At 69.0% G+C, this 25,084-nt stretch carries 24 protein-coding genes; 17 read left to right on the top strand and 7 right to left on the bottom strand.

Annotated elements, in window-relative coordinates; all coding sequences use genetic code 11:
• Window positions 1-15: 15 nt before the first annotated feature.
• Window positions 16-276, bottom strand: coding sequence for a 30S ribosomal protein S20 (gene rpsT, locus MME74_RS10465; protein ID WP_267414962.1), 261 nt, complete (start codon window positions 274-276; stop codon window positions 16-18).
• A gap of 222 nt (window positions 277-498) precedes the next feature.
• Between rpsT and MME74_RS10460 the strand changes: the two genes are divergently transcribed.
• Together MME74_RS10460 and MME74_RS10455 are read left to right on the top strand one after the other, a co-directional pair.
• Window positions 499-1,890 carry a glycoside hydrolase family 1 protein gene (locus MME74_RS10460; protein ID WP_267414961.1) on the top strand — a complete coding sequence of 464 codons (1,392 nt, stop codon included), beginning with the start codon at window positions 499-501 and terminating at the stop codon, window positions 1,888-1,890.
• Window positions 1,887-3,122, top strand: coding sequence for an MFS transporter (locus tag MME74_RS10455; RefSeq protein WP_267414960.1), 1,236 nt, complete (start codon window positions 1,887-1,889; stop codon window positions 3,120-3,122). The genes MME74_RS10460 and MME74_RS10455 overlap by 4 nt, the downstream gene beginning before the upstream one ends.
• Here the strand turns inward: MME74_RS10455 and MME74_RS10450 are convergent.
• The 5 genes from MME74_RS10450 to MME74_RS10430 all read right to left on the bottom strand — a co-directional run bounded on the left by MME74_RS10450 (window position 3,117) and on the right by MME74_RS10430 (window position 8,473).
• Window positions 3,117-3,848: an alpha/beta fold hydrolase gene (locus MME74_RS10450; protein WP_267414959.1), complete on the bottom strand. Its 732-nt coding sequence runs from the start codon at window positions 3,846-3,848 to the stop codon at window positions 3,117-3,119. The genes MME74_RS10455 and MME74_RS10450 overlap by 6 nt on opposite strands.
• A gap of 101 nt (window positions 3,849-3,949) precedes the next feature.
• Window positions 3,950-4,507, bottom strand: a complete 558-nt coding sequence (locus tag MME74_RS10445) for a PH domain-containing protein (RefSeq protein ID WP_267414958.1) — start codon at window positions 4,505-4,507, stop codon at window positions 3,950-3,952.
• A 13-nt stretch (window positions 4,508-4,520) separates the two neighbouring features.
• On the bottom strand, window positions 4,521-6,623 hold the full coding sequence (locus tag MME74_RS10440; RefSeq protein ID WP_267414957.1) for an ABC transporter ATP-binding protein: 2,103 nt from the start codon (window positions 6,621-6,623) through the stop codon (window positions 4,521-4,523).
• The gene (locus MME74_RS10435) at window positions 6,574-7,491 is read right to left on the bottom strand and encodes an ABC transporter permease (RefSeq protein ID WP_267414956.1); all 918 of its coding nucleotides are present in this window, start codon (window positions 7,489-7,491) and stop codon (window positions 6,574-6,576) included. The genes MME74_RS10440 and MME74_RS10435 overlap by 50 nt, the downstream gene beginning before the upstream one ends.
• Window position 7,492: 1 nt before the next feature.
• Entirely contained in the window at window positions 7,493-8,473 is a 981-nt protein-coding gene (locus tag MME74_RS10430) for an ABC transporter permease (RefSeq protein ID WP_267414955.1), read from the bottom strand.
• Between the two features lie 334 nt (window positions 8,474-8,807).
• Between MME74_RS10430 and MME74_RS10425 the strand changes: the two genes are divergently transcribed.
• The 4 genes from MME74_RS10425 (at window position 8,808) to hemW (ending at window position 14,449) form a co-directional block, all read left to right on the top strand.
• On the top strand, window positions 8,808-10,529 hold the full coding sequence (locus tag MME74_RS10425; RefSeq protein WP_267414954.1) for an ABC transporter family substrate-binding protein: 1,722 nt from the start codon (window positions 8,808-8,810) through the stop codon (window positions 10,527-10,529).
• A gap of 112 nt (window positions 10,530-10,641) precedes the next feature.
• Entirely contained in the window at window positions 10,642-12,495 is a 1,854-nt protein-coding gene (lepA, locus tag MME74_RS10420; protein ID WP_267414953.1) for a translation elongation factor 4, read from the top strand.
• Window positions 12,496-12,578: 83 nt separating this feature from the next.
• Entirely contained in the window at window positions 12,579-13,232 is a 654-nt protein-coding gene (locus MME74_RS10415; RefSeq protein ID WP_267414952.1) for a DUF1990 family protein, read from the top strand.
• Entirely contained in the window at window positions 13,232-14,449 is a 1,218-nt protein-coding gene (gene hemW / locus MME74_RS10410; protein ID WP_267414951.1) for a radical SAM family heme chaperone HemW, read from the top strand. The genes MME74_RS10415 and hemW overlap by 1 nt, the downstream gene beginning before the upstream one ends.
• A 12-nt stretch (window positions 14,450-14,461) precedes the next feature.
• On the opposite strand, the gene MME74_RS10405 is transcribed toward hemW, so the two are convergent.
• Complete coding sequence (locus MME74_RS10405; RefSeq protein ID WP_267414950.1) at window positions 14,462-15,880, bottom strand: carboxylesterase/lipase family protein; 1,419 nt, start codon at window positions 15,878-15,880, stop codon at window positions 14,462-14,464.
• Window positions 15,881-15,982: 102 nt separating this feature from the next.
• On the opposite strand from MME74_RS10405, the gene hrcA reads away from it, so the two are divergent.
• From hrcA to MME74_RS10350, 11 genes are all read left to right on the top strand, one after another.
• Complete coding sequence (hrcA, locus tag MME74_RS10400) at window positions 15,983-17,014, top strand: heat-inducible transcriptional repressor HrcA (RefSeq protein ID WP_267414949.1); 1,032 nt, start codon at window positions 15,983-15,985, stop codon at window positions 17,012-17,014.
• Window positions 17,015-17,050: 36 nt separating this feature from the next.
• Window positions 17,051-18,166, top strand: coding sequence for a molecular chaperone DnaJ (gene dnaJ, locus MME74_RS10395; protein ID WP_267414948.1), 1,116 nt, complete (start codon window positions 17,051-17,053; stop codon window positions 18,164-18,166).
• 2 nt (window positions 18,167-18,168) lie between these two features.
• Window positions 18,169-18,897, top strand: coding sequence for a 16S rRNA (uracil(1498)-N(3))-methyltransferase (locus MME74_RS10390; protein WP_267414947.1), 729 nt, complete (start codon window positions 18,169-18,171; stop codon window positions 18,895-18,897).
• 64 nt (window positions 18,898-18,961) lie between these two features.
• On the top strand, window positions 18,962-19,312 hold the full coding sequence (locus MME74_RS10385) for an HIT domain-containing protein (protein ID WP_267414945.1): 351 nt from the start codon (window positions 18,962-18,964) through the stop codon (window positions 19,310-19,312).
• 79 nt (window positions 19,313-19,391) lie between these two features.
• Window positions 19,392-20,417: a PhoH family protein gene (locus tag MME74_RS10380; RefSeq protein WP_267418555.1), complete on the top strand. Its 1,026-nt coding sequence runs from the start codon at window positions 19,392-19,394 to the stop codon at window positions 20,415-20,417.
• Window positions 20,414-20,872 (top strand): rRNA maturation RNase YbeY, encoded by a 459-nt coding sequence (gene ybeY, locus MME74_RS10375; protein WP_267414944.1) that lies wholly within the window; start codon window positions 20,414-20,416, stop codon window positions 20,870-20,872. Before MME74_RS10380 ends, ybeY begins: the two co-directional genes overlap by 4 nt.
• Window positions 20,869-22,164 carry a hemolysin family protein gene (locus MME74_RS10370; RefSeq protein ID WP_267414943.1) on the top strand — a complete coding sequence of 432 codons (1,296 nt, stop codon included), beginning with the start codon at window positions 20,869-20,871 and terminating at the stop codon, window positions 22,162-22,164. Before ybeY ends, MME74_RS10370 begins: the two co-directional genes overlap by 4 nt.
• Complete coding sequence (era, locus tag MME74_RS10365; protein WP_416383312.1) at window positions 22,139-23,053, top strand: GTPase Era; 915 nt, start codon at window positions 22,139-22,141, stop codon at window positions 23,051-23,053. The genes MME74_RS10370 and era overlap by 26 nt, the downstream gene beginning before the upstream one ends.
• A gap of 54 nt (window positions 23,054-23,107) precedes the next feature.
• Window positions 23,108-23,635 (top strand): RNA polymerase sigma factor, encoded by a 528-nt coding sequence (locus MME74_RS10360; RefSeq protein WP_267414941.1) that lies wholly within the window; start codon window positions 23,108-23,110, stop codon window positions 23,633-23,635.
• Window positions 23,628-24,608, top strand: coding sequence for a hypothetical protein (locus tag MME74_RS10355; protein WP_267414940.1), 981 nt, complete (start codon window positions 23,628-23,630; stop codon window positions 24,606-24,608). Before MME74_RS10360 ends, MME74_RS10355 begins: the two co-directional genes overlap by 8 nt.
• Window positions 24,605-25,078: a hypothetical protein gene (locus MME74_RS10350; RefSeq protein WP_267414938.1), complete on the top strand. Its 474-nt coding sequence runs from the start codon at window positions 24,605-24,607 to the stop codon at window positions 25,076-25,078. The genes MME74_RS10355 and MME74_RS10350 overlap by 4 nt, the downstream gene beginning before the upstream one ends.
• Window positions 25,079-25,084 lie beyond the last annotated feature (6 nt).

Raw genomic sequence — 25,084 nt, 5'->3', positions numbered from 1 at the left:
CTCAGAGGTCTCGACTCAGAGAGAAGCGACCTGCTTGGCGAGAGCCGACTTGCGGTTCGATGCCTGGTTCTTGTGCAGGACGCCCTTGCTGACGGCCTTGTCGAGCTTGACGGCAGCCTTCTTCAGGCCGGCCTCGGCGGCAGCCTTGTCGCCGGCGGTGACGGCCGTGCGGGTCGAGCGGATGAGCGTCTTGAGCTCGCTCTTCACGGCCTTGTTGCGCTCGTGAGCCTTCTCGTTGGTCTTGTTGCGCTTGATCTGCGACTTGATGTTTGCCACGTGTGGACGCTTTCTGTACAGGAGTGTTCGGAATGCCGGCAGCAGAAGAGGGCTGCTGCACAGCGGTCGTGAGGGAAGAACCCACACGCAAGCCAAGAGTCGAGTCTACCAGCAGACGGGGTGCTCGCGCGAAACGGCACCGAGAATGCGAGACTCGGTCGCGCTTTCGATGGTACCGGGTGCAGAATCATCACTATCCCGACACTGATGTCAAGGAGCCACATGACCCCCGAACCCGTTCGTCCGTCCGCGCCCTCCGGGCTCCGCTGGTCGGCCGCGACCTCCGCCTTCCAGATCGAGGGGTCGCGCCCCACCGGGGAGACCGGACGATCCATCTGGGACGACTTCCTCGAAAGGCCGGGCGCGATCGTCGACGGGTCGACGGCGGACCCCGCGTGCGACAGCTACCGGCATCCGGAGGCGGACGTCGATCTCGCCGCCGGTCTCGGACTCGATCGCTACCGGTTCTCGATCCCCTGGGCGCGCGTGCAGCCGGATGGCCGCGGGCAGGGGGACGGAGGTGCGCTCGACCACTACTCGCGACTGGTCGACCGTCTCCTCGACGCCGGCGTCACTCCGTTCCCGACGCTCTTCCACTGGGAGATGCCGAGCGAGATCGAAGCCGACGGAGGCTGGCTCGCGCGCGACACGGCGGAGCGCTTCGCCGACTACACGGAGATCGTTGCCGGCCGCCTCGGCGACCGCGTCGCGCACTGGTACACGCTGAACGAGCCGGCGATGACGACGCTGCAGGGGTATGCCGTCGGTGCTCTCGCGCCGGGGAAGCAGCTGCTCTTCGGCGCGCTGCCGACCGCCCACCACCAGCTGCTGGCGCATGCCCGCGCGGCCGCCGTGCTGCGTTCACGGGGCGCCACCGCGGTCGGACTCGTCAACAACCACACGTGGGTCCTGCCGCTGCATGACTCGGCCGAGGACCAGCAGGCCGCCGCGATCTACGACCTCATCCACAATCGGGTCTTCAGCGAGCCGCTCCTCGCCGGCGCCTATCCCGACCTGGAGGCACTGGGACTGCCGTCTATGCCGGTGCACGACGGCGACCTCGCCGCCATCGGGGGTTCGATCGACTTCTACGGCATCAACTTCTACAACCCGACCACGGTCACCGCGGCCGCGGCGGACAGTCCGATCCCATTCGACATCGTGCCGACGCCGGGCGTGCCGGTCACGGGCTTCGGCCCGGAATGGCCGATCATGCCCGAGGCACTGCGCGATCTCCTCGTCGACCTGCACACGCGACACCCGCACCTGCCGCCGGTGATCATCGGAGAGAACGGCGCGTCCTTCCCGGAGCCGGAGCGGGCGACCCGGGTCGAGGATGCCGATCGGATCGCGTACCTGTCCGGACACATCGCCGCCGTCGGGGAGGCGATCGACGCCGGCGTGCCGATCGAGGAGTACACGGTGTGGTCGCTCCTGGACAACTGGGAGTGGGCGGACGGATACACCCAGCGGTTCGGTCTCGTGCACGTCGATTTCGAGACGGGGCAGCGGACACCCAAAGCCTCGTACGACTGGTACCGGGAGCTGATCACGAGCTCGCGCACCGCGACGACCGCGACGACGCCGACGACCGTGACGGAGGGGACGCGATGACCGAGGTGGCGGGGACCCGCACGGTGCGGGTGGGTGCGCGATGGATGTCGCTGTTCACTCTGGCCTGGCTCGCGATCTGGACGGTGCAGCTGACGCCCGTCCAGCTGCTCCTGCCGCTGCAGCTCGACACGCCGGAGGACGACTGGATCCGCGGAGTCGTGTCGTCGGGGCTCGTGCTGGGGATCGGCGGACTCGCGGGCATCATCGCGGGACCGGCATCCGGTGCGCTCTCCGACCGTGTGGCCGCGGGGCGGCACCGTCGTCGTCCGTGGGCGATCGGCGGCGTCCTGCTGACGGCCGTCTGCCTCGTTCTCACGGGCTATGCCGACGGCCCGTGGGCCGTCGGCGCGGGCTGGGTCGGCGTGTCGATCGGCGTCGCCGTCTCCTCCGCGGCCTTCACGGCGCTCATCGCCGATCAGCTGCCGTCGACGCAGCGGGGTGCCGCCTCCGCTGCGGTCGGGTCGAGCCAGGCCGTCGGGATCGTCGTCGGTGTCGGTCTCGTGGTGCTCCTCGGCCTCGGCATCCGCGAGGGGTATCTGCTCCTGGCGGCGGTGATCGCCGTCGTCGGCACCGTCACCGCCCTGCTGCTGCCCGATCCGCCGAGCACCGAGGCGATGCGCCCGAAGCCCGTCGGGCGCCGTCGCCTCGCCTCGCTGCGCGACCGCGACTTCGCCTGGATGCTGTCCGGCCGCCTGGTGACGAACATCGGCAACGCGCTCGGGACGGCCCTCTTCCTGTTCTTCCTGCTGCACGGGCTCGGCCAGCCGAACGCGGTCGCGCAGGACAACCTGCTGCTGCTGATCATCGTCTACACGGTCTTCGTGGTGATCGCCTCGGTGGTCACGGGACTGGTGTCGGACCGCACCGGCAATCGCCGCACGCTCACCGTGGCCGCGACCGTCGTCCAGGCGGCGTCCGGCGTGGCGATCGCGCTCGTGCCGACGTTCGAGATGACGATGGTGGCCGCCGCGCTGATGGGACTCGGCTACGGCGCCTTCTCGACCGTGGGACTCGCCTTCGCCGCCGATCTGCTCCCCGATGAGCAGGACCACGCGCGGGACCTCGGCATCGTCAACGTCACGGCCGCGCTCGGGCAGCTGATCGGGCCCGTCCTCGGTGCGGGACTGGTCGCGCTCGTCGGCGGCTTCTGGCTCGTCTTCGTCGCCGCCGCGGTGCTGTCGCTCGTGGGAGGAGTGCTCACCGCGGTCGCGCGTCAACCCGCGCGGTCATGAGTCGGTTGCGTCCTGCTCCACGGTCGCGATCGCGAGCCGCAGCACCGCGTTGAAGATCGACGGTCGCATCGCCGTGACCAGATGGGTCGTGCGCGGCACGATGACCAGCTCTGCGTGCGGGGCGAGTCGTCGGAACAGGGATTCGTTCAGGCGCAGCTGGTCGTACTGACCGTTCACGAACCAGAGCGGAACCGTGATGCGGGGGAGGGCGGCGGCGATGTCGAGGGCGGCGAGGCTGCGCAGCGCGGCATCCTGCGTGTCCAGCGCGTAGCCGCCCGCGGCGAAGTCCGACCGGGTCTCCTCGGGGATCGTCGCCTCGAGGATCCGTCCGGTGAGCCACATCCCCCGGTCGGGGAGCGCGTCGACGGCGCGGGTGAAGAGTCGGTAGGCGGCCAGCCCCGCGCCGTGGGGGAGCGAGGTGCAGGAAGCGGCGATCAGTGCGGCCACCGGGGGCTGCTGGGCGCCGCCGACGTAGGCGAGGCACAGCAGTCCGCCCATCGAGTGCCCGACGAGCACGACGGGTCCGTGCTCGGCCGCGGCGCGGACGGCGACGTCGATCGTGTGCAGCGCCTCGTGGAGCGTGAAGTCCTCGGCCATCCGGGTGCCGTGTCCCGGGAGATCGACGGCGGTGGATGCATAGCCGTGCGCATCGAGGTAGCTGAGCTGGGCTCGCCACATCGTGGACGAAGTGCGGATGCCGTGGACGAGGACGATCTGGGCGCTCACGCGTTCAGCCTAGAACCCGTGCCTGTGCCCGCACCGCTCGTCGCTCACCCGATCAGACGTCGCTCACCCGATCAGACGTCGCTCACCCGATCAGACGTCGCTCACCCGATCAGACGCGCGGTGGTGATCCCCAGCGCCACGGCGACCGCCAACGCGACCATCGGCCACCACACGACGCGCACGGAAGGGCGATCCCCGCGGTCGGCAGGGCGACCGACCTCGTCGCGGGCCTGCTCGATGGCTTCGACCACCCCGACGAACGCGCGGTTGCGCGGTGGCTTCGGGGTGTCCGGATCGCTGCGGGCGGGGCGTACCGTGGGCGAGCCCCAGGCGCGGATCACGGTGCCGTCCCTCAGCGTGATGACGAGCTGGTAGCGCACGTGGAGGTCGGCGATCTCGCGCCAGGGGAGCGCGTGCGTCCGGACGATGTTCACCACGGTCAGTCCGGACGGTTGGACGATCAGGCAGGGCCGGATGAGCAGCCCCCAGCACACGAGCAGCAGCGCGCACATCCAGGGCAGCGCCAGCAGGATCGTCGACCACTCGGCGCGCACGGCCGCATCGAGCAGCATGTACGCGAACAGCGCGGCCAGCACACCGCTGATCCACCATCCGGACGCACCGCGGATGACGATGCGGTCGGCGCTGTGCGTGCTCACTCGACTCTCCGCGTCACGCGGGCTGCAGGATTTCCTGCTCCGCCCAGTGGCAGGAGACGTCGCGTCCCTCGACCGTGCGCAGCTCCGGGGACCTGGTCTCGCACTCGGCCTGCTGCTCGGGAGGAAGGATCGCGTACAGCGGGCACCGCTTGCGGAACGCGCACCCCGTGATCGACTCCGTCGGCGACGGCAGGTCTCCGGAGAGGAGGATGCGTTCGCGCGAGCGTTCGATCTGCGGATCGGGGATGGGCACGGCCGACAGCAGCGCACGGGTGTACGGGTGACGCGGATTCTCGAAGATGGCGTCCGCGTCGCCGTACTCGATGATCCGCCCGAGGTACATGACAGCGACGTCGTCGGCGATGTGGCGCACGACGGCGAGGTCATGCGCGACGAAGAGGTACGAGAGCCCGAGCTGCTGCTTGAGGTCTTCGAGCAGGTTGATCACACCGGCCTGCACCGAGACGTCCAGGGCCGAGACGGGCTCGTCGAGGACGAGGATCTTCGGCTCGACGACGAGCGCGCGTGCGATGCCGATGCGCTGACGCTGGCCACCGGAGAACTCGTGCGGGTACCGCTGCGCGTAGCTCGGTTCGAGTCCGACGAGTTCGAGCATGCGGCGCACGCGGCGGGAGATCTCCTTCGCGGGCACGTCGTGCACCGTGAGCGGTTCGCCGATGAGCTCCTCGACCGTCATGCGGGGGTCGAGCGACGCCGCCGGGTCCTGGAACACGATCTGGATGTCCGTCCGGAGCGCGCGGCGCTCGGAGGGCGACAGCGACGCGGTGTCGATGCCGTTGACGGCGATGCGCCCGGACTGGGGCTTGGCGAGCTCCATGACCTCCATGACGGTGGTCGACTTGCCGCAGCCCGACTCCCCGACGAGGCCCAGGGTCTTGCCGCCCTGCAGCGAGAAGCTGACGCCGTCGACGGCACGCACGGTGCCGACGCGGCGACGGAAGACCGTGCCCTTGGTGAGGGGGAAGTGCCGCTTGACGTCCTCGACCTCGAGGACCGTGCCGCGCGTCTCGACCTCGCGCACGATCTCCTCGACCGGTGCGGGCGGGGAGAACACCTGATCGCGGGGGAGCCGACCGTCGACGATCTCCTCGGAGCGGATGCACGCGGCGGACTGCAGGGGAGCGACGGGCACGAGCTCCGGCTCGATGTCGTGGCACGCCGAGATGACGGCGGGGCAGCGATCGGCGAACGGGCAGCCCTTCGGCACCTCGGTGAGCAGCGGGGGACGCCCTTCGAGGGGCACCAGACGCGCGGAGCGGTTGTCGACCATGTTCGGCATCGAACGCAGCAGACCGATCGTGTACGGCATGGCCGGGTGAGCGAAGAGCTCGTCGACGGGCGCGGTCTCGACGATGCGGCCCGCGTACATGACGGCGACGCGATCCGCGTTGCCGGCGACGACGCCGAGGTCGTGGGTGATGAGGACCACGGCGGCGCCGGTGATGTCCTTGGCGGTCTGGAGCACATCCAGGATCTGCGCCTGGATGGTGACGTCGAGGGCGGTCGTCGGCTCGTCGGCGATGATCAGCTTCGGGTCGTTCGCGATCGCGATGGCGATCATCGCGCGCTGGCGCATTCCTCCGGAGAACTCGTGCGGGAACGACTTCACCCGTCGCCGCGGCTCCGGGATGCCGACGATGTCGAGCAGCTCGATCGCCCGGGCGTCGAGAGCCTGGGCGCTGAGGCCCGGCTGGTGCAGCTTGAGGCCCTCGATGATCTGCTGGCCGATCGTGTAGACCGGCGTCAGCGCGGAGAGCGGGTCCTGGAACACCATCGCGATGTCGGAGCCGCGCATCTTCGACAGCTGGCGGTCGGAGGATCCGAGGAGCTCCTTGCCGTCGTAGGTGATCGATCCCGTGACGTTGGCGGTGCTCGGGAGCAGGCCCATGACGGCCATCGACGACACGGACTTGCCCGAACCGGACTCGCCCACGATCGCGAGGAACTCGCCGCGGTTGACCTCGTAGCTCACGCCGCGCACCGCGTGCACGGTGCGGGCCTTCGTCTCGAAGGTGACATTGAGGTCGCTGACGCGAAGCAGAGGTTCAGGCACGGTTGTTCTCCGAGGTCGGGTCGACGGCGTCACGCAGTGCATCTCCGAGCAGACTCGAGGCGAGCACAGTGGCGACGAGGAGGATCGCCGGTGGGATGAAGAGCCAGGGGCGGGTGGTGGCGGCCGCGCTTCCCGCGGCGAGCAGCGTGCCCAGGGACACGTCGGGGGGCTGGATGCCGAAGCCGAAGTAGCTCAGCGTCGTCTCCGCGAGGATCGCCGCGCCGACACCCAGGGTCGCATCGATGATCAGCAGCGAGGCGACGTTGGGGAGGATGTGGCGGCGGATGATCGTGAATCCGCCGACGCCCATGAACCGCGCGGCCTTGACGTAGTCGCGCTCGCGCAGCGACATCGTCTGACCGCGGATGACGCGGGCGAGCACCATCCAGCCGAACAGCGGGAGGAACACGACCAGGGCGACCCAGGCGAGGTTCTTGAACAGCGGGCTGAGCAGCACGAGGATGTAGAAGCTCGGCAGCACCAGGAGCAGGTCGATGATCCAGACGATCACGCGGTCCCAGACCCCGCCGACGTATCCGGCGATGGCGCCGACCACACCGGCGATGATGGCCGTGAGCGGACCGACGATCAGACCGATGAGCAGCGACTTCTGGAGGCCGGCCATCGACTGCGCGAAGATGTCCTGGCCGATGGTGTCGGTGCCGAACCAGTGCTCGAGGCTGGGCCCTTTGTTGAACGACAGGTAGTCCTGGTCCGTCGCGGACCACGGGTACAGCAGCGGTCCGACGTAGGCGAGCAGGAACATCAGGACGAGCACACTCGCACCGATCCAGGCGCGCTTCGTGGAGAAGGTGCGCTTGAGGATCAGCCGCCAGCGCGGGAGAGAGGGAGACTCGTCGTTCTCCGGCTCGAGCGGCGGAGCGTCGAGCTGCGTGGGATCGAGCGTCATGTCACATCCTCACTCGAGGGTCGAGGGCCGCGTACAGGACGTCGGCCAGCGTGCCCGCGATGAGCACGAGGATCGCGGCGAACAGGATGGAGCCCGTCGCTGCGTTGATGTCGTTGTTCGACACGGAGTCGATGAGGTACTCGCCCATTCCGTGCCAGCTGAAGATCTTCTCGGTCACGGCCGCGCCCGTCAGGATCGTGCCGAACGAGTAGGCGAAGAACGTCGACATCGGGATCAGGGCGACGCGCACGCCGTGGCGCATGATCGCGGCTCCGCGGGTGCGCCCCTTCGCGCGGGCGGTCCGGATGAAGTCCGACGAGAGCACATCGAGCATCGCGCTGCGCTGGTACCGCGAGTACGAGGCCGCGGCGGTCACGGTGAGCGCGATGGTGGGCAGCAGCAGATGCGCTATTCGATCGCCTAACACGGGCCAGAAGCCGGTGACTCCGACGCTGTATTCACCCGTGAAGTTGATGAGCTGCTGACCGGCGGCGTTGTTGAGCCAGGTGGCGCCGATCATGAGCACGACCGCGATGACGAAGATCGGGGTGGCGAGGATCGTGAACGAGGCGTAGGTGATGACCTGGTCGCTCGCCCGGTACTGCCGGATGGCTCCCCACACGCCGAGGAGGATGCCGAAGACGGCGCCGAGGATGGAGCCGATGATGAGCAGTCGCAGGCTGGTGCCCGCGCGCTCGAAGATGTCGGCCGTGACCTGGGTGCCGCGGGTGGAGACGCCGAGGGAGCCGGTCGTGACGAACTGGACGAGCCAGTCCATCATCCGCTGCAGCAGGGAGACATCGGGGTTGGCGCCGATCTTGTCGAGCGCCGCGTCGATGGTGGACTGCGGGACCGGGGGATTCTTGCCGAGGAACCGTGCCGCCGGCTGAAGGGTGGTGGAGACGAGTGCGTAACCGGCCAGCGTGGCGATGACGGTGAGGATGAGATAGTTCACCAATCGCTTGGCGATGAATCCGATCATGGAGCTCCTTCGGCGCGGGATCGCCGCGCACCCGACGTCTGTTGCGGCCTGGCTACTCTAGGCACGCCCAGGCCGTCTGTCCAAAACACCGCCGTGTCTTCGTCGACCGCGGTGAGCTGACTGTTCAGCCTCCTCATCGTGCCATGTCTGTCGGAGTCGGACGTGCACGACACCGATTGAACGACAACTACATAACGATCCGGACAACACGCACGTGACATGTCGGTATGCGGGGTGATCATCGATGGTGTTGCTCCGTAGCCGGTCGGGGCCTTCGCCTCCCGGTTCGGACGAGTCCTGTGCAGTTGCACGAAACGACAGAAGGGGGAGATCGATGAAGTCGAGCTCCAAGAAGTGGGCGGCTCTCGCCGGTATCGCCAGCGTCGCGCTGGTGATGACCGCGTGCGCGCCCGGCACGACCGGGGGAGACAAGGGCGGCAGTGAGTCGCCGTCGGCGCTTCCGGCCACGGGTTGGGTCGCCGCAGACCGCGACGCCATCAAGGACGGCGGGACGCTGAACCTCCCGCTCGACGAGACCCCGGCGAACTGGAACCTGTACAACCTCGATTCCGGCACCGTCGACGACAACACCATCTCGAGCCTCTTCCTGCCCGGATTCGTCGTCGTCACCGAGGACGGCAGCTGGGAAGCCGACCCGAACTACGCGACCTCGGTCGAGCTCAAGAGCGAAGACCCCCAGGTCGTCGAGGTCAAGGTCAACCCCGACGCGGTCTGGTCCGACGGCACGGCCATCGGCGTGCAGGACTTCCAGGGCATGTTCAACGCCCTGAACGGCAAGAACGAGGCGTACGCGCCGACGTCGACCAACGTCTGGTCCGACATCGAGTCCGTCGAGGCCGGCGAGAACGACCAGGACGTGCTGATCACGTTCGCGAACAAGAACGCGGACTGGCCGTCGATCCTCTCGGGCATCTACCCCCGCTGGCTCACGGCGACGCCGGAGAGCTTCAACACCGCGTGGGCGACCGGTCCCTTCGCTCCTGACGGTTCGACCTATGTCTCCGGCGGCGCGTTCGTCGTGAGCAAGTTCGACCCGACGGGCAAGACGATCACCTTCGAGCCGAACGACAAGTGGTGGGGCGACAAGCCGAAGCTCGACACCATCAACTTCAAGGCGACGGACCGCTCGACGGTCGGCCAGGCGTTCGCCAACAAGGAGTTCGACGCGGTTCCGATCAACTCGAGCGTCGACACGCTCGAGTCGGCGAAGGCCCGCTCCGACTCGTCGATCCTGAGCTCGAAGGGTGTGACGTACAGCCACGTCACGCTCAACGGAACCGCCGGCGTCTTCCAGGACGTCGAGGTGCGTCAGGCATTCGCGAAGTCGCTCGACCGTCAGATCATGGCGCAGGCCGTCATCGAGCCGCTGGGCGTCGAGCCCGAGGTCCTCAACAACCTCATCTTCCTCAACGGCCAGAACGGCTACGAGGACGACAGCGCGGACATCGCGTTCGACATCGACGCCGCCAAGAAGCAGCTGGAAGACGCCGGCTGGGTCGAGGGTGACAAGGGCATCCGCGAGAAGGACGGCAACAAGCTGACCGTCCGCCTCGTGATCCCCTCGGAGACCCCGAACTCGGCGATCCTCTCGCAGCAGATCCAGCCGATGGCCGCCAAGGCGGGCTTCGACGTCAAGATCGACACGGTTCCGTCGGCGGACTTCTTCACGAAGTACATCACGACGCAGACCCGTGACTTCGAGGCGACGATCTTCGCGTGGCAGGGTACGCCGTACCCGATCTCGTCGACGGAGTCGATCTTCAACCCGGCCGACTCGGGGCAGAACTTCCCCGGTGTCGCGGACGAGCGTCTGGACGACCTCTGGACGAAGGCGAACGCCGAGCTCGACGTGGATGCACGTCTCGACATCGCGAAGGAGATCGACAAGATCATCATGAGCGAAGCTGTGACGATCCCGCTGGCGGCACGTCCGAACCAGTACGCGGTCGCCAAGGGCGTCGTGAACTACGGTCCCTCGCAGTTCGAGTCGGTCACCGGCACGAACCACTGGGAGAACGTGGGCTGGGCCAAGTAAGCCCGATCCACTCCCCAGAATGGGCGGTCCCTCCGGGGGCCGCCCATTCTGCTACCCGGCCGACGGCGGCGAGTCGGGCATTCGTGCCCGGTCACCGTAGAATCGATGAGACATGTCCCCACGCGCTCTCACTCCGCTTCAGCCTGCCTCGACGCCGGCTGCGCAGATCCGTAATTTCTGCATCATCGCCCACATCGATCACGGCAAGTCGACCCTCGCCGACCGCATGCTCCAGATCACCGGCGTGGTCTCGGATCGCGACATGCGGGCGCAGTACCTCGACCGCATGGACATCGAGCGCGAGCGCGGCATCACGATCAAGAGCCAGGCCGTCCGCATGCCCTGGGAGCTCGACGGGCAGACGGTCGCGCTGAACATGATCGACACCCCCGGTCACGTCGACTTCACCTACGAGGTCTCCCGCTCGCTCGCGGCCTGCGAGGGCGCGATCCTGCTCGTGGACGCGGCGCAGGGCATCGAGGCCCAGACGCTGGCGAACCTCTACCTGGCGCTGGAGAACGACCTCCACATCATCCCGGTGCTGAACAAGATCGACCTCCCGGCGGCCGACCCGGAGAAGTACGCCAAGGAGCTGGCCTCGCTCATCGGCGGCAAGCCGGAGGACGTGCTGCGGGTCTCGGGCAAGACCGGCGTCGGGGTGGAAGACCTCCTCGACCGGCTGGTCCGGGACATCCCGGCCCCGACGGGCGACGCCGATGCGCCGGCACGCGCGATGATCTTCGACTCGGTCTACGACGCCTACCGCGGCGTCGTCACCTACGTGCGCATGGTGGACGGCAGCCTCTCGCCGCGCGAGCGCATCCAGATGATGTCGACCGGCGCGAACCACGAGGCCCTCGAGGTCGGCGTGTCGAGCCCCGAGCCGACCCCGACCAAGGGTCTCGGCGTCGGCGAGGTGGGCTACCTCATCACCGGCGTGAAGGACGTGCGTCAGTCGAAGGTCGGCGACACGATCACCACCTCGCGGAAGCCGGCCTCCGAGGCCCTTCCCGGCTACACCGACCCGAAGCCGATGGTCTTCTCGGGTCTGTACCCCATCGACGGCAGCGACTACGCGGAGCTGCGTGAGGCTCTCGACAAGCTGAAGCTCTCCGACGCCTCGCTCGTGTACGAGCCGGAGACCTCGGTCGCGCTCGGCTTCGGCTTCCGCTGCGGGTTCCTCGGACTGCTGCACCTCGAGATCATCACCGAGCGTCTGGCCCGCGAGTTCAACCTCGACCTCATCACGACCGCGCCCAGCGTGATCTACGAGGTGCTCACGAGCGACACCGGCGAGACGGTCACCGTCACCAACCCGAGCGAGTACCCCGACGGGCGCATCGGCTCGGTGTCGGAGCCGATGGTCAAGGCCGCCATCCTGCTGCCGAAGGACTACGTCGGCACCGTGATGGAGCTGTGCCAGTCCCGTCGCGGGACGTTGCTCGGCATGGAGTACTTCTCGGAGGAGCGCGTCGAGCTGCGCTACAACATGCCCCTCGGCGAGATCGTGTTCGACTTCTTCGACCAGCTGAAGTCGAAGACGCAGGGCTATGCCTCGCTCGACTACGAGCCCTCCGGCCAGCAGGAGGCCGACCTGGTGAAGGTCGACATCCTCCTCCAGGGCGAGAAGGTCGACGCGTTCAGCTCGATCGTGCACCGTGACAAGGCCTACGCCTACGGCACGATGATGGCCGAGCGCCTGCGCAAGCTCATCCCTCGCCAGCAGTTCGAGGTGCCGATCCAGGCGGCGATCGGCGCCCGGATCATCGCGCGCGAGACCATCCGCGCGATCCGCAAGGACGTGCTCGCCAAGTGCTACGGCGGTGACATCACGCGTAAGCGCAAGCTCCTCGAGAAGCAGAAGGAGGGCAAGAAGCGCATGAAGATGGTCGGTCGCGTCGAGGTCCCCCAGGAGGCGTTCATCGCGGCGCTCTCCGGCGACGTCGAGGGCAAGGACAAGAAGTAGCGGCACCTGCTCGCGCCCGGGGATGTGACTCCGCGCGGCGCGTGGGGGTGTTCGCTCAGGTAACGCGAAGTAGGGTGGAAGTCATGCGGCGCGGGACTTTCCGAGACGACACGGTGGACTATGCGGCCGTGGGTGCGACCCATGCTCCGGATCTGATGCAGTACCCGCCGGAGCGCAGCATCCCGGCGGAGGAATCCTGGCGGATCGGCAGCGGACTCGAGAGGTTCCAGACCGCCGGAGAAGCACTTCTCTCCTGGACGGCGCAGCGCGCCGCCGGTCTGTCCGTCGAAGACGTGCGTCCCGCTCCGGGACCCGCCTACGCCGGTGTCAGCTTCGACGCCGAGGGCAACGCGATCGCGCCGAGCAAGCGCGACGTCGAACAGCGATACGACGCCGAGGGCATGCCGTTCGTCGGCGCGGGCATGACCCTGCACCTCCGCGGTCGGATCGGCGGGATGCGGGCGGACTCCGAGCTCCGGGTGATCTCGGTCACGGAGGAGAAGCGGCGCATCGGCTTCGTGCTCGGCACCGTCGGCGGATCCGTCGTCAGCGGCGAGGAGTCCTTCGACGTCGACTGGCGTGAGGACAACGACGAGGTGTGGTTCACCGTCCGCGCCTTCGACGCGCCGAACGGACTCCTGTACCGCACCGTGCCCGCGCTCGTGAAGCGTCGCCGTCGCGAGCTGTTCGCACGCTATCTCCGCGCGATCTCCCCGCTGTACGCGACGCCCGTCTGATGGCGGGACTGCTTCCCCTCGGAGACCCCGCGCCGACGGACGGGCACCTGCCCGTCGACCTCCCGATCGACACGAGCGTGCCGTTCTCGGCGTACCTGCACATTCCCTTCTGCACCGTGCGCTGCGGATACTGCGACTTCAACACCTACACATCGACCGAGCTCCGCGGCGCGAAGCAGGAGGACTACGCCTCGACGCTGATCTCCGAGATCGCTCTCGCGCGCCGAGTGCTCGACGACGCCGGAGCCCTGCGTCCGATGGACACGGTCTTCTTCGGCGGCGGCACACCGACCCTCCTTCCCGCGGGCGATCTCGCACGCATGCTCGAGGCGGCGACGTCGGCGTTCGGCCTGGCCGAGGGCGCGGAGGTCACGGTCGAGGCGAATCCCGACACGGTGACGCCCGCGGTGGCGCGAACGCTGGCCGCGGCCGGCGTCACGCGGATGTCGGTCGGCATGCAGTCGGCCGTGCCGCACGTGCTGGCCGCTCTCGACCGCACTCACCGTCCCGAGAACGTGCGCACCGCGGTCGCTGCGGCGAAGGACGCAGGTCTCGCGGTCAGCGTGGACCTGATCTACGGGGCGCCGGGGGAGTCGCTGGCCGACTGGGAGGCCTCTCTCGATGCCGCGCTCGCCCTCGAGTCCGACCACATCTCCGCCTACGCGCTCATCATCGAGGACGGCACGAAGCTCGCCCGACAGATCCGTCGCGGCGAGGTCCCGACCCCCGACGACGATCTGCAGGCAGATATGTACGAGCTGGCGGACGCGCGTCTCGCCGCCGGCGGATTCGACTGGTACGAGGTCAGCAACTGGGCCCGCACGCCCGAGCAGCGCTCCCGGCACAACCTCGCCTACTGGCGGGGGAGCGACTGGTGGGGCTTCGGTCCCGGAGCGCACAGCCACATGGCCGGGTTGCGCTGGTGGAACGTGAAGCACCCGGCGGCGTACGCGCAGCGGCTCGCGGCATCCGAATCCCCGGCCGCGGGGACGGAGCGACCGGACGACGAGTCGCGCACGCTCGAGCGCATCCTGCTGCTCAGTCGCATCCGCGAGGGGATCGCCGTCGAGGAGGTCCCTGTCGCGAATCGGAGCCGCGTGGCCGGACTGATGGCCGACGGGCTCGTCGACCCGGTGGCCGCGGTACAGGGGCGCATCCAGCTGACCCTGCGCGGACGGCTCCTCGCCGACGCGGTGGTGCGCGAGCTCACCGACTGAGCGCGCTCCGCATCAGCCGGGGAGCAGATCCATCCCGGCGGTCCGCCGCTGCGGCACGGTCGTGCTGTCCGTGTCGAACAGACGCGTCAGCCGCCCGCTTCCGTACGCGGGCCAGCCGGGGTCGCCCTGGGTGACGAAGCGCACCCAGGCCGTGTTCATCTCGCGGGCGAGCTCCCGCGGCGCGTCCGGTCCGGCCATGCGCCTCGCCTCCTCATCGCCGAGGCGGTCGAAGACGAATCCCAGTTCCAACGCGTGCGCGGCGCGCAGATCCCGCACCGGGCTCGGCCAGGCGAACTCGTAGACGTGGGTGTTCGCCTGTCGCGCGGCGGCGACGCGGCTCAGCGGCGCGCGCAGCATCATGTCCGTCACGAGCTGTCCGAACACCTCGCCGGTGCCGGCCCCCGGGAACGCGCGGCGGTACGCGGAGACCGCTCGGCGCGGGATCCTTGAGAGGAGCCGGGCTGCCTGCAGCTTGAGCTCGCTGATCCCGGCGAGAGCCTCCGGCGGGAACCAGAGCCGGTATTCATCGGTGTTGCTGCCGATCAGCAGCGGCGTGTCGATCCCGCCGAGCACCTCATGCGGGGAACGCGGGAGGCTGTCGGGGTCGATCGCGAACTGGAACCCGGGTGCCCCGCCGAGAGGGGAGGACCCCGCCGACTGCGCCTTCCGGGCATCGAGCAGCTGCTCGGGCGTGAGGGCGGCGAACGCGTCGCGATCGGCCCGCACACCGAGCCGCTTCGCGAGCTGCGCCGTCACGCGTCCCGCCTTCTTCGCGGTCTGCGCCCGGAGTGGTCCGGACTCGATGATGGCCCGGCCGATCAGCGCCCGCGAGTCGTCACGAGCGAGAAGACCGGCGACGATCGCCCCGCCGGCGGATTCGCCCATCGCAGTGATCCGCTCGGGATCGCCGCCGAACGCCGCGATCTCGCGATGCACCCATTCCAGCGCGGCGGCGGCGTCGCGGAGGCCGAGGTTGCGGGGTGCGCCGTCGAGCACGGAGAACCCCTCGGACCCCAGGCGGTAGTTGATCGAGACGAACACGATCCCGGCCTTCGCGAAGACCGTGCCGTCATAGAGGGGCAGCGCGGCGGTACCGCGCTCGAGGGCCCCGCCGTGGATCCACAGCAGCACGGGAGCAGCGGATGCTCCTGACGGCGCCCACACGTTCGCCGTCAGGATGTCGTCGCCCTCGATGCGCACGGAGCCCAGGAGCTCGCCGATGGCACCGGCGTAGGGAACCTGGGGCGGGGTGGGCCCGAACTGCGTCGCCTCGCGGACCCCGTGCCAGGCGGTGACGGGCTGCGGGGCTCGGAAGCGGTTCTCCCCGAACGGCGCGTCCGCATAGGGGATGCCGAGATAGCGGACGATCCCGTCCTCCTCGGAGCCGCGGACGAAGCCGCTCGACAGGGAGGCCTGGGGAGAGGTGGTCATGAGCGTCATCCTAGGGTCGCCCGCCCGCAGTACGGAGAATCCCGAGCTGCACGGGGTAGGATTGGCACTCTGAACGTCCGAGTGCCAGCGGGAGGGAAGGCGATGGTCACAGAGCGAGGACTCCAGGTTCTCCGCGCGATCGTGCAGGACTACGTCGAGACCCACGAACCCGTCGGCAGCCGCTCCATCGTCGACCGGCACTCCTTCGGCGTCTCGGCGGCGACGATCCGCAACGACATGGCTCTGCTCGAGGACGAGGAGCTCATCACGGCTCCGCACACCTCGTCCGGCCGGGTGCCCACCGACAAGGGCTACCGCGTCTTCGTGAACCACCTGGCCCAGCTGCGTCCGCTCTCGTCGGCCCAGCGCTCGGCGATCGAGTCGTTCCTCGGCGAGCCGGCCGACCTCGACGACCTGATGGTGCGCACCGTGCGGGTGCTGACGCAGCTGACCGGACAGGTCGCGCTCGCCCAGTATCCGTCCTTCGCCCGCGCCCACGTCACGCACGTCGAGCTCGTGGCACTCGCGCCGAACCGACTCCTGATCGTGCTGGTGACCGATGCCGGCGGTGTGTCGCAGCGCATGGCCGTCCTCCCCGAGATGATCGACGACACCGAGATGGCCGTGCTGCGCGCGCGTCTGTCCGCGCTCATCACCGGGCAGGCGATCGGCGAAGCCTCCGACCGGCTCCAGGCGCTGCTCTCCGCGGAGGAGACGCCGAAGGACCTCGTGCTGCGCGCGATCGCCGGCGTCGTCATGGACGAGCTCGGCAGTTTCCGGCAGGAGCGTCTCGTGATGGCGGGCGCCGCGACGCTCGCGCGGCGGGAACAGGACTTCCGCGGCAGCATCCATCCGCTCCTCGAGGCGATCGAGGAGCAGGTGACGCTGTTGCGGCTGATGAGTGAGATGGTGACCGACGAGCACGGGCTCGCGGCGAGCATCGGCACGGAGAACGCTCCGTTCGGGCTCGGCGAGGCATCGATCGTCGCCAGCAACTACGCCGCGCCCAGCGGCACGGCGCGCGTCGGCGTGATGGGGCCGACGCGCATGGACTACCCGAGCAACCTCGCCGCAGCACGGGCCGTGGCCCGCTACCTGTCGCGGATGCTCGACGAAGACGAGGCCGGCCGCTGACGCGGTCGCCACCAGGACACACGCAGAAGGGCGATTGTGGCGGACCACTATGAGGTTCTCGGGGTGTCCCGAGACGCTTCCACCGACGAGATCAAGAAGGCGTATCGACGCCTGGCGCGGCAGCTGCACCCGGATGTGAACCCGGGAGAGGACGCTGCGGAGAAGTTCAAGCTCGTCACGCACGCGTACGACGTGCTCAGCGACGACGAGTCCCGTCGTCGCTACGACATGGGCGGCGGAGACGGCGCGGCCGGCAACTTCGGAGGGTTCGCCGGCTTCGGGGACATCTTCGAGACCTTCTTCGGGGCGGCGCAGGGCGGCGGTCGCGGCGCGCGTCCGCGCTCGCGCCGCGAGCGTGGTCAGGACGCCCTCGTCCGCGTGACGCTCGACCTGGGCGATGTCGTGTTCGGCGCCCACCGGGACATCGAGGTCGACACCGCCGTGCTGTGCGAGACCTGCCAGGGGTCGTGCTGCCAGGAGGGCACCTCGCCGGTCACGTGCGACATCTGCGGCGGCTCCGGTCACGTGCAGCGCCAGGTGCGCAGCCTGCTCGGCAACGTCGTCACCTCGCAGCCCTGCGGCACGTGCGAGGGCTACGGCACGACCATCCCGTACCCCTGCGGCACCTGCGGCGGACAGGGTCGCGTGCGCTCGCGCCGCACGGTGTCGCTCGACATCCCCGCCGGCGTCGAGACGGGCCTGCGTCTGCAGCTGCCCGGTTCGGGAGAGGTCGGCAAGGCCGGCGGCCCGAACGGCGACCTGTACGTCGAGGTCACCGTCAACGCGCACCCGGCGTTCAGCCGTGAGGGCGACGACCTGCTCGCCACGCTCGAGGTGTCGATGACGGATGCCATCCTCGGCACCGAGACCACGATCCAGGGGCTGGACGGCGAGGTCGACCTCGAGATCCGCGCCGGCGTGCAGTCCGGAGACGTGCTGACCATCAAGGGCCGAGGCATCACCCCGCTCCGCGGCACCCAGCGCGGCGACCTGCGGGTGGGCGTGCAGGTACTGACCCCGACCAGGCTGGACTCCGCGCAGCGGGCGCTGATCGAGGACTTCGCGAAGAAGACCAAGGCGCCGGATCCGCAGCTGGCCCAGTTCCAGCAGGGCCTCTTCTCCAAGCTCCGCGACCGCTTCCGCAGCCACTGATCATGGCCCTGCACTTCCTGGTCGAGTCGTCCACGGATGCCGCGGTCGGAGACCTCGTGTCGCTCACCGGTGCCGAGGCGAAGCACGCCGCCGTCGTGCGGCGGCTCCGCGTCGGCGAGGCCGTCACGGTCGGCGATGGAGCGGGTGTCTGGCTGACGGGCTCTGCCGAGGAGGTCTCGCCGACCCGTGTCGAGGTCCGCATCGCGGAGCGCGTCGAGCACGCCGCACCCACGCCCAGAGTCGTGCTGGTGCAGGCCCTCGCGAAGGGGGACCGGGACGAGCTCGCGGTGCAGGCGGCGTGCGAGCTCGGCGTCGACGAGATCGTGCCGTGGCAGGCGAGTCGCAGCGTGTCCCGCTGGGAGGGTCCCAAGGCCGTGAAGGGCCGCGAACGGTGGGCGACCATCGTGCGCGAAGCCGCCAAGCAGGCCCACCGCGCCTGGCTCCCCGAGGTCGCCGCGCCGGTCTCGACGAAGCAGCTCGCGGAGCGGGCGGGTTCGCAGCGGGTGCTCCTGCTCGATCCCACGGCGTCCGTCCGTCTGTCCGAGATCGAGCCGGACGGACGCGATCTCGTGCTGGTCGTCGGACCGGAGGGCGGGATCTCGGACGAGGAGCTCGATCGGCTGACCGAGGCGGGCGCCGAACGCGTTCTCCTGGGCGACACGGTGCTCCGCACCTCGACGGCGGGACCGGCGGCCATCGCCGTGCTGTCGGTGGCCCTCGGCCGGTGGTGACCCCGCTGCGGCGCGGCGAGATGCCCAGGGCTGCGACGACGTGGCGATCAGTAGACTTGAAGGCATGACGGAACCTTCGATCTTCACGCGCATTCTGAACGGGGAGATCCCTGCCGAGATCCTCGGTGAGACGGACCGCCTCTTCGCGCTGCGTGACATCGCGCCGCAGGCGCCGGTGCACCTCCTCGTGGTGCCGAAGACCGCGGAGTACCGCGACGTGACCGAACTGGCCGCCGGGGACCCGTCGCTGCTCGCCGAGATCGTCGCCTTCGCGACGGAACTGGCCGCGGAGCACACCGAGGACGGCGACTTCCGTCTCGTCTTCAACACCGGCGCGAACGCCGGACAGACCGTATTCCACGTCCATGCCCACGTGCTGGCCGGCGGATTGACCGAGAAGAGTGTCGGTGCCTGAGAACCACGAGCCGCAGGAGCGCAGCCTGGGCGGTCGACCGCCCGAGTCGGTCGAGAAGATCTATGCCGACGGCGTCGCCATGGTGCAGCTGCTCGGACCGCAGGACCGCCTGTTGCGGATGCTCGAGAAGGAGCACCCCGACGTGCAGGTGCTCGTGCGCGGCAACGAGATCACCCTCAGCGGCGACACCGACGCGGTCGCGAAGGCGCGAGCCCTGGTCGACGAGCTGCTGGCGATGACCAGGGCCGGACAGGACCTGGCGCCGAGCGACGTGTCCAGCTCCGCGCGCATGCTGCGGCAGGAGGGCGGCCCCCGCCCGAGCGAGGTGCTCGGAGAGGCGATCCTGACCACCCGCGGCAAGGTGATCCGTCCGAAGACTCTCGGGCAGAAGGAGTACGTCGACGCGATCGAGGAGAACACGATCGTGTTCGGGATCGGCCCTGCCGGAACCGGCAAGACCTACCTCGCCATGGCGAAGGCCGTGCAGGCGCTCCAGCGCAAGGAGGTCACCCGCATCATCCTGACCCGGCCGGCTGTCGAGGCGGGGGAGCGGCTCGGATTCCTCCCCGGCACGCTCACCGACAAGATCGATCCGTACCTGCGTCCCCTCTACGACGCGCTCAACGAGATGATGGACCCCGAGATCGTCCCGCGCCTGATGGCGACCGGAACGATCGAGGTGGCGCCGCTCGCCTACATGCGCGGCCGCACGCTGAACGATTCCTTCGTCGTGCTCGACGAGGCGCAGAACACGACGCCGGAGCAGATGAAGATGTTCCTCACGCGCCTGGGCTTCGGCACGCGGATGGTCGTCACGGGCGACATCACCCAGGTCGACCTCCCGCAGGGCTCCTCGGGGCTCCGCCTGGTCACCCGGGTGCTCGACGGCATCGACGACATCCACTTCTCACGACTCACCAGCGACGACGTCGTGCGGCACTCGCTAGTCGGTCGCATCGTCGACGCCTACAGCGAGTACGACGAGAAGCGCACCGCGCAGCGGTTCGAACGCGAACAGGCGGCCGAGTTCGCCAATCGCGCCGACCGCAGGGGAGCACAGCGCCCCGGACCCCGTGACCGCATGCCGAAACGAGGACTCTCATGATCGAGATCAACAACGAGTCGGCGATCGACGTCGACGAGACCGTGCTGCAGCGACTGACGGACTACAACCTCGCGCAGCTGCATGTCAGCCCCGATGCCGAGGTGGCCATCGTCCTCGTCGACGAGGGCGCCATGGAGGCGCTCCACGTGCAGTGGATGGACGAGCCGGGCCCCACGGACGTGCTCAGCTTCCCGATGGACGAGCTCCGCCCCGGCACGGAGGACCGGCCGACCGCTCCCGGCCTGCTCGGCGACATCGTGCTGTGCCCGCAGGTCGCGGAGGCGCAGGCGCAGGCCGCGCACCACACCCTGATGGACGAGCTGATCCTGCTCACCACCCACGGGCTGCTCCACCTCCTCGGTTTCGATCACGCAGAGCCCGACGAGGAGCGTGAGATGTTCGGTCTGCAGAAGGAACTGATCCAGGGCTTCGCGGCGGCTGAACGCCGACGATGACAGCCGTCCTCCTCCTGATCGCCGCCGTTCTGCTGGTCGCGTTCGGCGGTCTCATGGCCGCGATCGACGCCGCGTACGGTGTGGCCTCCCGAGCGAACCTCGCCGACATGGCGACGGAGGGGCGCCGGGCCAAGGCTCTCGGTCGCATCGCGGCCGACCTCGACGCGCACGTCAACGCGGTCGCCTTCATCCGTGTGCTCGCCGAGGTCACGGCCGCTGTCCTCGTGACGGTCGCCTTCACGATGCTGATCGACAACAACTGGTGGGCGATGCTCGCCGCCGCCGTCCTGATGACCGCGATCACCTTCGTCCTCGTGGGGGCGAGCCCGCGATCGTTCGGACGCCAGCACGCCGAGGGGATGATCCGCGGCACCGCCTCCATCGTGCGCGGACTCCGGATCTTCCTGGGGCCGCTGGCCCAGGGGCTCGTCGTGCTCGGCAACCGGGTGACCCCCGGCACCGGCCGCAGCTCCTTCGCGAGCGAGGACCAGCTGCTCAGCATGGTCGACGAGGCCGCCTCGAACGATCTGATCGAGGAGGACGACCGCGACCTCATCCACTCGGTGTTCGACTTCACGGACCAGTTCGTCCGCGCGGTGATGGTGCCCCGCACCGAGATGGTGACGGTCGACGCCACGGCGACCACCGATGAGGCGATGGCACTGTTCCTCAACCGCGGTGTCTCGCGCATGCCTGTCGTCGACGACGAGGCCGACGACGTGGTGGGAGTGCTGTACCTCAAGGACCTCGTGCAGTTCGCGTACCGCGACGACAGCGCCTGGCGCGCGGCCTCCATCCGCCCGATCGCCCGGCCCGCGACCTTCGTGCCGGAGTCGATGCGTGCGGAGACGCTCCTCCAGCAGATGAAGCGCGACGCCGTGCATGTGTGCCTGGTGATCGACGAGCACGGCGGGATCTCCGGCCTCGTGACCCTGGAGGACCTGATCGAGGAGCTCGTCGGGGAGATCTCCGACGAGTACGATCAGGTATCCGCCGAGTTCGTCGATCTCGGCCACGGACGTTACCGCGTGAGTGCCCGACTCTCGCTGGAGGACGTGGGCGATCTGTTCGGCCTCGAGCTCGAGGACGAGGACGTCGACTCGATCGGCGGTCTGCTCGGCAAGGCACTGGGACAGGTGCCGCAGCCGGGTGCAACGGCGACCGTGGAAGGCTTGGTCCTCACGGGCGGAGCCTCCCGTGGTCGTGGTCGCGGAATCGCGACGGTGTTCGTGGAACGTGCGGCGGGGGAACCTGACGCTTCGCAGGATGAGGGAGATCGAGACGATGACTGAGGACACCCGAAGTGGTTTCGTGACCTTCGTCGGCAGGCCGAACGTCGGCAAGTCGACGCTGACGAACGCGCTGGTGGGCGAGAAGATCGCGATCACCAGTGAGAAGCCGCAGACGACCCGTCGAGCGATCCGGGGCATCGTGAACCGGCCGGAGGGTCAGCTCGTGATCGTGGACACCCCCGGCATCCACAAGCCGCGCACGCTGCTCGGCGAGCGGCTGAACGACCTCGTGGAGCAGGTGCTCGGCGACGTCGACGTCATCGGATTCTGCGTTCCCGCGAACGAGAAGGTGGGCCCGGGCGACCGGCGCATCGCGGCTTCGCTCGACGGCTACCCGCGGGCGAAGAAGATCGCGATCGTGACGAAGACCGACGTGGCTGCGCGCGACGAGATCACCGAGCGGCTGCTGGAGGTCGACGCGCTGCGCGAGGACTGGGACGCGGTCATCCCGCTGTCCGCCCTCACCCGAGACCAGCTCGAGGTGCTCTCCGACGAGATCCTCCTGCTGATGCCGAAGGGCCCCGCCCTGTACCCGGAGGGCATCACGACCGACGAGTCGGACGAGGATCGCATCGCCGAGATGATCCGCGAGGCGGCTCTCGACGGCGTGCGTGACGAGCTGCCGCACTCGATCGCCGTCGTGATCGACGACATCGCCCCCCGCGAAGGCACAGACCTGACCGACGTGCACGCGTCGATCGTGGTGGAGCGCGACAGCCAGAAGGCGATCATCATCGGGCACAAGGGGAAGCGTCTCAGCGATGTCGGAGCGCGTGCGCGCAAGGGCATCGAAGAGCTCCTCGGCACCCGCGTCTTCCTCGGCCTGCACGTCAAGGTCGCCAAGGAATGGCAGCGCGATCCGAAGCAGCTCGGCAGGCTCGGCTTCTGAGATGACCCCCCGTCACACGTCGAAGGCGGCGGGCAGACCGCCGACCCCGGACCGATGATCGGTCGCAGCGAAGACCCGAATCCGCTGCGAAACGAGGTCTTCACCCGAGTGTTCGATGAGCACTGGGCAGCAGTGCGACACCACATCGAGGGTGTCGTCGCCGCAGAGGAGGAAGTCACCGAGCTCGTCTCGGAGGTCTTCCTCTTCGCATGGTCGCGGCTCCGGCCCGCCCGGCCCCCGGGCCGCGTCTGGCTGCTCCGCGCCGCGGACCGGCGTCTGCGCACCCGACCCGGTCGCGTCTCGACCCCGCACAGCGCGCTGGATGCCGTGCACACCGGATTGCGCGGTGACGACGGCGTCCCCGGCCTCGTCGATCGTGTCGAAGTCGTGAGGGCTTTGGGTGTCCTCACTCCGCCCCAACGGCGTATCATCATGCTCACGTACTGGGATGGACTCGCGGTGGGGGAGATCGCGGAGCTGTTGCGCGCTTCTGAGTCCCGGGTGCGGAAGACGCTGAGCCGAGCGCAGGAACGCCTGCGTGCGGAGCTGGGCCTGGAGGGGCTGATAACGGGTGATGACTGACAACGCCGTGCTCGAGCGGCTGCTGAGCGACGCCGATCCTGCGACGACGCCGAGGGACGCACTGCCAGATGCTCGCGCCCTCGCGACCAGGGATCGCATCCTCCGCTCGAACGGCGTACACAAGCGGCGCCGCAGCCTGGCACTGGGCTGGGCATCGGGTCTCACCGCCGTCGCCGCCTCCACGGCACTGGCCTTCGCCGTGCTCTCTCCGCAGGGCGCCGCCGTCGCCGGCACGCCGGCACCGCTCGACTTCTCCGGCGCGAACACGGTCGCCCAGATCGTCGACGACGCCAGTGCCGCGCTCACCGAGGTTCCCGGTCCGACAGCACCGGCCCGTACCGTCCGGACGGCATCGTGGGGGTTCTCGGTCGACGTCGACGAGAAGACCAGCACGGTCGTGCCGCAGCTGTCGACGCTGACCTGGGAGCCCGACGGGTCCGGACGCATGACGATCGTCGCCGGCGTTCCGTACGATCCGTCCGACGCGGTGGCCAGCAACGCCGCCGAGGTCACCAGCAGCGGGAAGGTCGTCACCGATCTGGTGATGGCACCGGGCGAATTCGAGACCCCGTGGACGGAGGTGCCGGGGGAGACGCGCGACGACATGGTCGAGATGCTCCGTGCGTTCGGCATGCCTGAGGACCCTACGGCTTTCGAGGTGGGGGCGGCGATCACCTCGGTCCTCGACCAGTGGACGCTCACCGACACGCAGCACCACGAGCTGCTCCTCCTGTTGCAGGAGGCGGGCGGTGGGGATGCCCTCGGCACGACGACCGATCGGCTCGGACGCTCGGTGACGGGTATCCGTGTCTCGTCGCCGGACGGCGCCGTGAGCGACCTGATCCTGGTGTCCCGCGACACCGGTCGGATCGTCGGGGTCGAGCGCACCGTCCTGGTCGCGGATGAGATCTTCCCCGCGGGCGCGATCATCTCGTACCAGATGTGGGATCTCGATGAGGAGACGATCGGATGAATCGGATCACCTCCCTCGGTGCGATCCTGCTCGGGCTCGTGATCGCCCTGGGCGCGACTCCCGCCTACGCGGCGGATCCCGGCGGTCGTGCGGTCGACCCTCAGGTCACGGCCATGCTGGAGGAGGTACCGGGCGGAATCGTCATCGATGCGACCCATGCGGTGTGGCCCGAACTGGACATGGAACTGAGCGTCCCCTCCGCGTCGGGGATCAGTGCGCGGTCGGTCGGTGCCTGTGCGACCGGCAAGTTCTGCGCCTTCAACGCCTCCTCGATCGGCGGGAGCGTCCTCTCGTTCAGCACCTGCGGCGTCAACGCGATCCCGTCGAGCTTCTCGGTGAAGTCGGTCGCGAACGCGCGCACCTCGGGGTCGCTGCAGGCGCGCAACGGCACGACCGTCCTCAAGACGGTGAGCGCCGGGAGCTGGTCGAACGTCACCGGCACGGTCACCAACCTCCGCTGCCTGCTCTGAGCATCG

Source organism: Microbacterium oxydans (assembly GCF_026559675.1).
Taxonomy (GTDB): Bacteria; Actinomycetota; Actinomycetes; order Actinomycetales; family Microbacteriaceae; genus Microbacterium; species Microbacterium oxydans_D.
Note: the sequence above shows the minus strand (reverse complement) of the source record. Positions and strands in the feature narration are given on the sequence as shown.

Coding starts and splice junctions, on each gene's coding strand:
- MME74_RS10460 (WP_267414961.1), top strand. CDS start 499: ATGACCCCCGAACCCGTTCGTCCGTCCGCGCCCTCCGGGCTCCGCTGG.
- MME74_RS10455 (WP_267414960.1), top strand. CDS start 1,887: ATGACCGAGGTGGCGGGGACCCGCACGGTGCGGGTGGGTGCGCGATGG.
- MME74_RS10440 (WP_267414957.1), bottom strand. CDS start 6,623: ATGCACTGCGTGACGCCGTCGACCCGACCTCGGAGAACAACCGTGCCT.
- MME74_RS10435 (WP_267414956.1), bottom strand. CDS start 7,491: ATGACGCTCGATCCCACGCAGCTCGACGCTCCGCCGCTCGAGCCGGAG.
- MME74_RS10430 (WP_267414955.1), bottom strand. CDS start 8,473: ATGATCGGATTCATCGCCAAGCGATTGGTGAACTATCTCATCCTCACC.
- MME74_RS10425 (WP_267414954.1), top strand. CDS start 8,808: ATGAAGTCGAGCTCCAAGAAGTGGGCGGCTCTCGCCGGTATCGCCAGC.
- lepA (WP_267414953.1), top strand. CDS start 10,642: ATGTCCCCACGCGCTCTCACTCCGCTTCAGCCTGCCTCGACGCCGGCT.
- MME74_RS10415 (WP_267414952.1), top strand. CDS start 12,579: ATGCGGCGCGGGACTTTCCGAGACGACACGGTGGACTATGCGGCCGTG.
- hemW (WP_267414951.1), top strand. CDS start 13,232: ATGGCGGGACTGCTTCCCCTCGGAGACCCCGCGCCGACGGACGGGCAC.
- MME74_RS10405 (WP_267414950.1), bottom strand. CDS start 15,880: ATGACCACCTCTCCCCAGGCCTCCCTGTCGAGCGGCTTCGTCCGCGGC.
- hrcA (WP_267414949.1), top strand. CDS start 15,983: ATGGTCACAGAGCGAGGACTCCAGGTTCTCCGCGCGATCGTGCAGGAC.
- MME74_RS10390 (WP_267414947.1), top strand. CDS start 18,169: ATGGCCCTGCACTTCCTGGTCGAGTCGTCCACGGATGCCGCGGTCGGA.
- MME74_RS10385 (WP_267414945.1), top strand. CDS start 18,962: ATGACGGAACCTTCGATCTTCACGCGCATTCTGAACGGGGAGATCCCT.
- MME74_RS10380 (WP_267418555.1), top strand. CDS start 19,392: ATGGTGCAGCTGCTCGGACCGCAGGACCGCCTGTTGCGGATGCTCGAG.
- ybeY (WP_267414944.1), top strand. CDS start 20,414: ATGATCGAGATCAACAACGAGTCGGCGATCGACGTCGACGAGACCGTG.
- MME74_RS10370 (WP_267414943.1), top strand. CDS start 20,869: ATGACAGCCGTCCTCCTCCTGATCGCCGCCGTTCTGCTGGTCGCGTTC.
- era (WP_416383312.1), top strand. CDS start 22,139: ATGAGGGAGATCGAGACGATGACTGAGGACACCCGAAGTGGTTTCGTG.
- MME74_RS10360 (WP_267414941.1), top strand. CDS start 23,108: ATGATCGGTCGCAGCGAAGACCCGAATCCGCTGCGAAACGAGGTCTTC.
- MME74_RS10355 (WP_267414940.1), top strand. CDS start 23,628: ATGACTGACAACGCCGTGCTCGAGCGGCTGCTGAGCGACGCCGATCCT.
- MME74_RS10350 (WP_267414938.1), top strand. CDS start 24,605: ATGAATCGGATCACCTCCCTCGGTGCGATCCTGCTCGGGCTCGTGATC.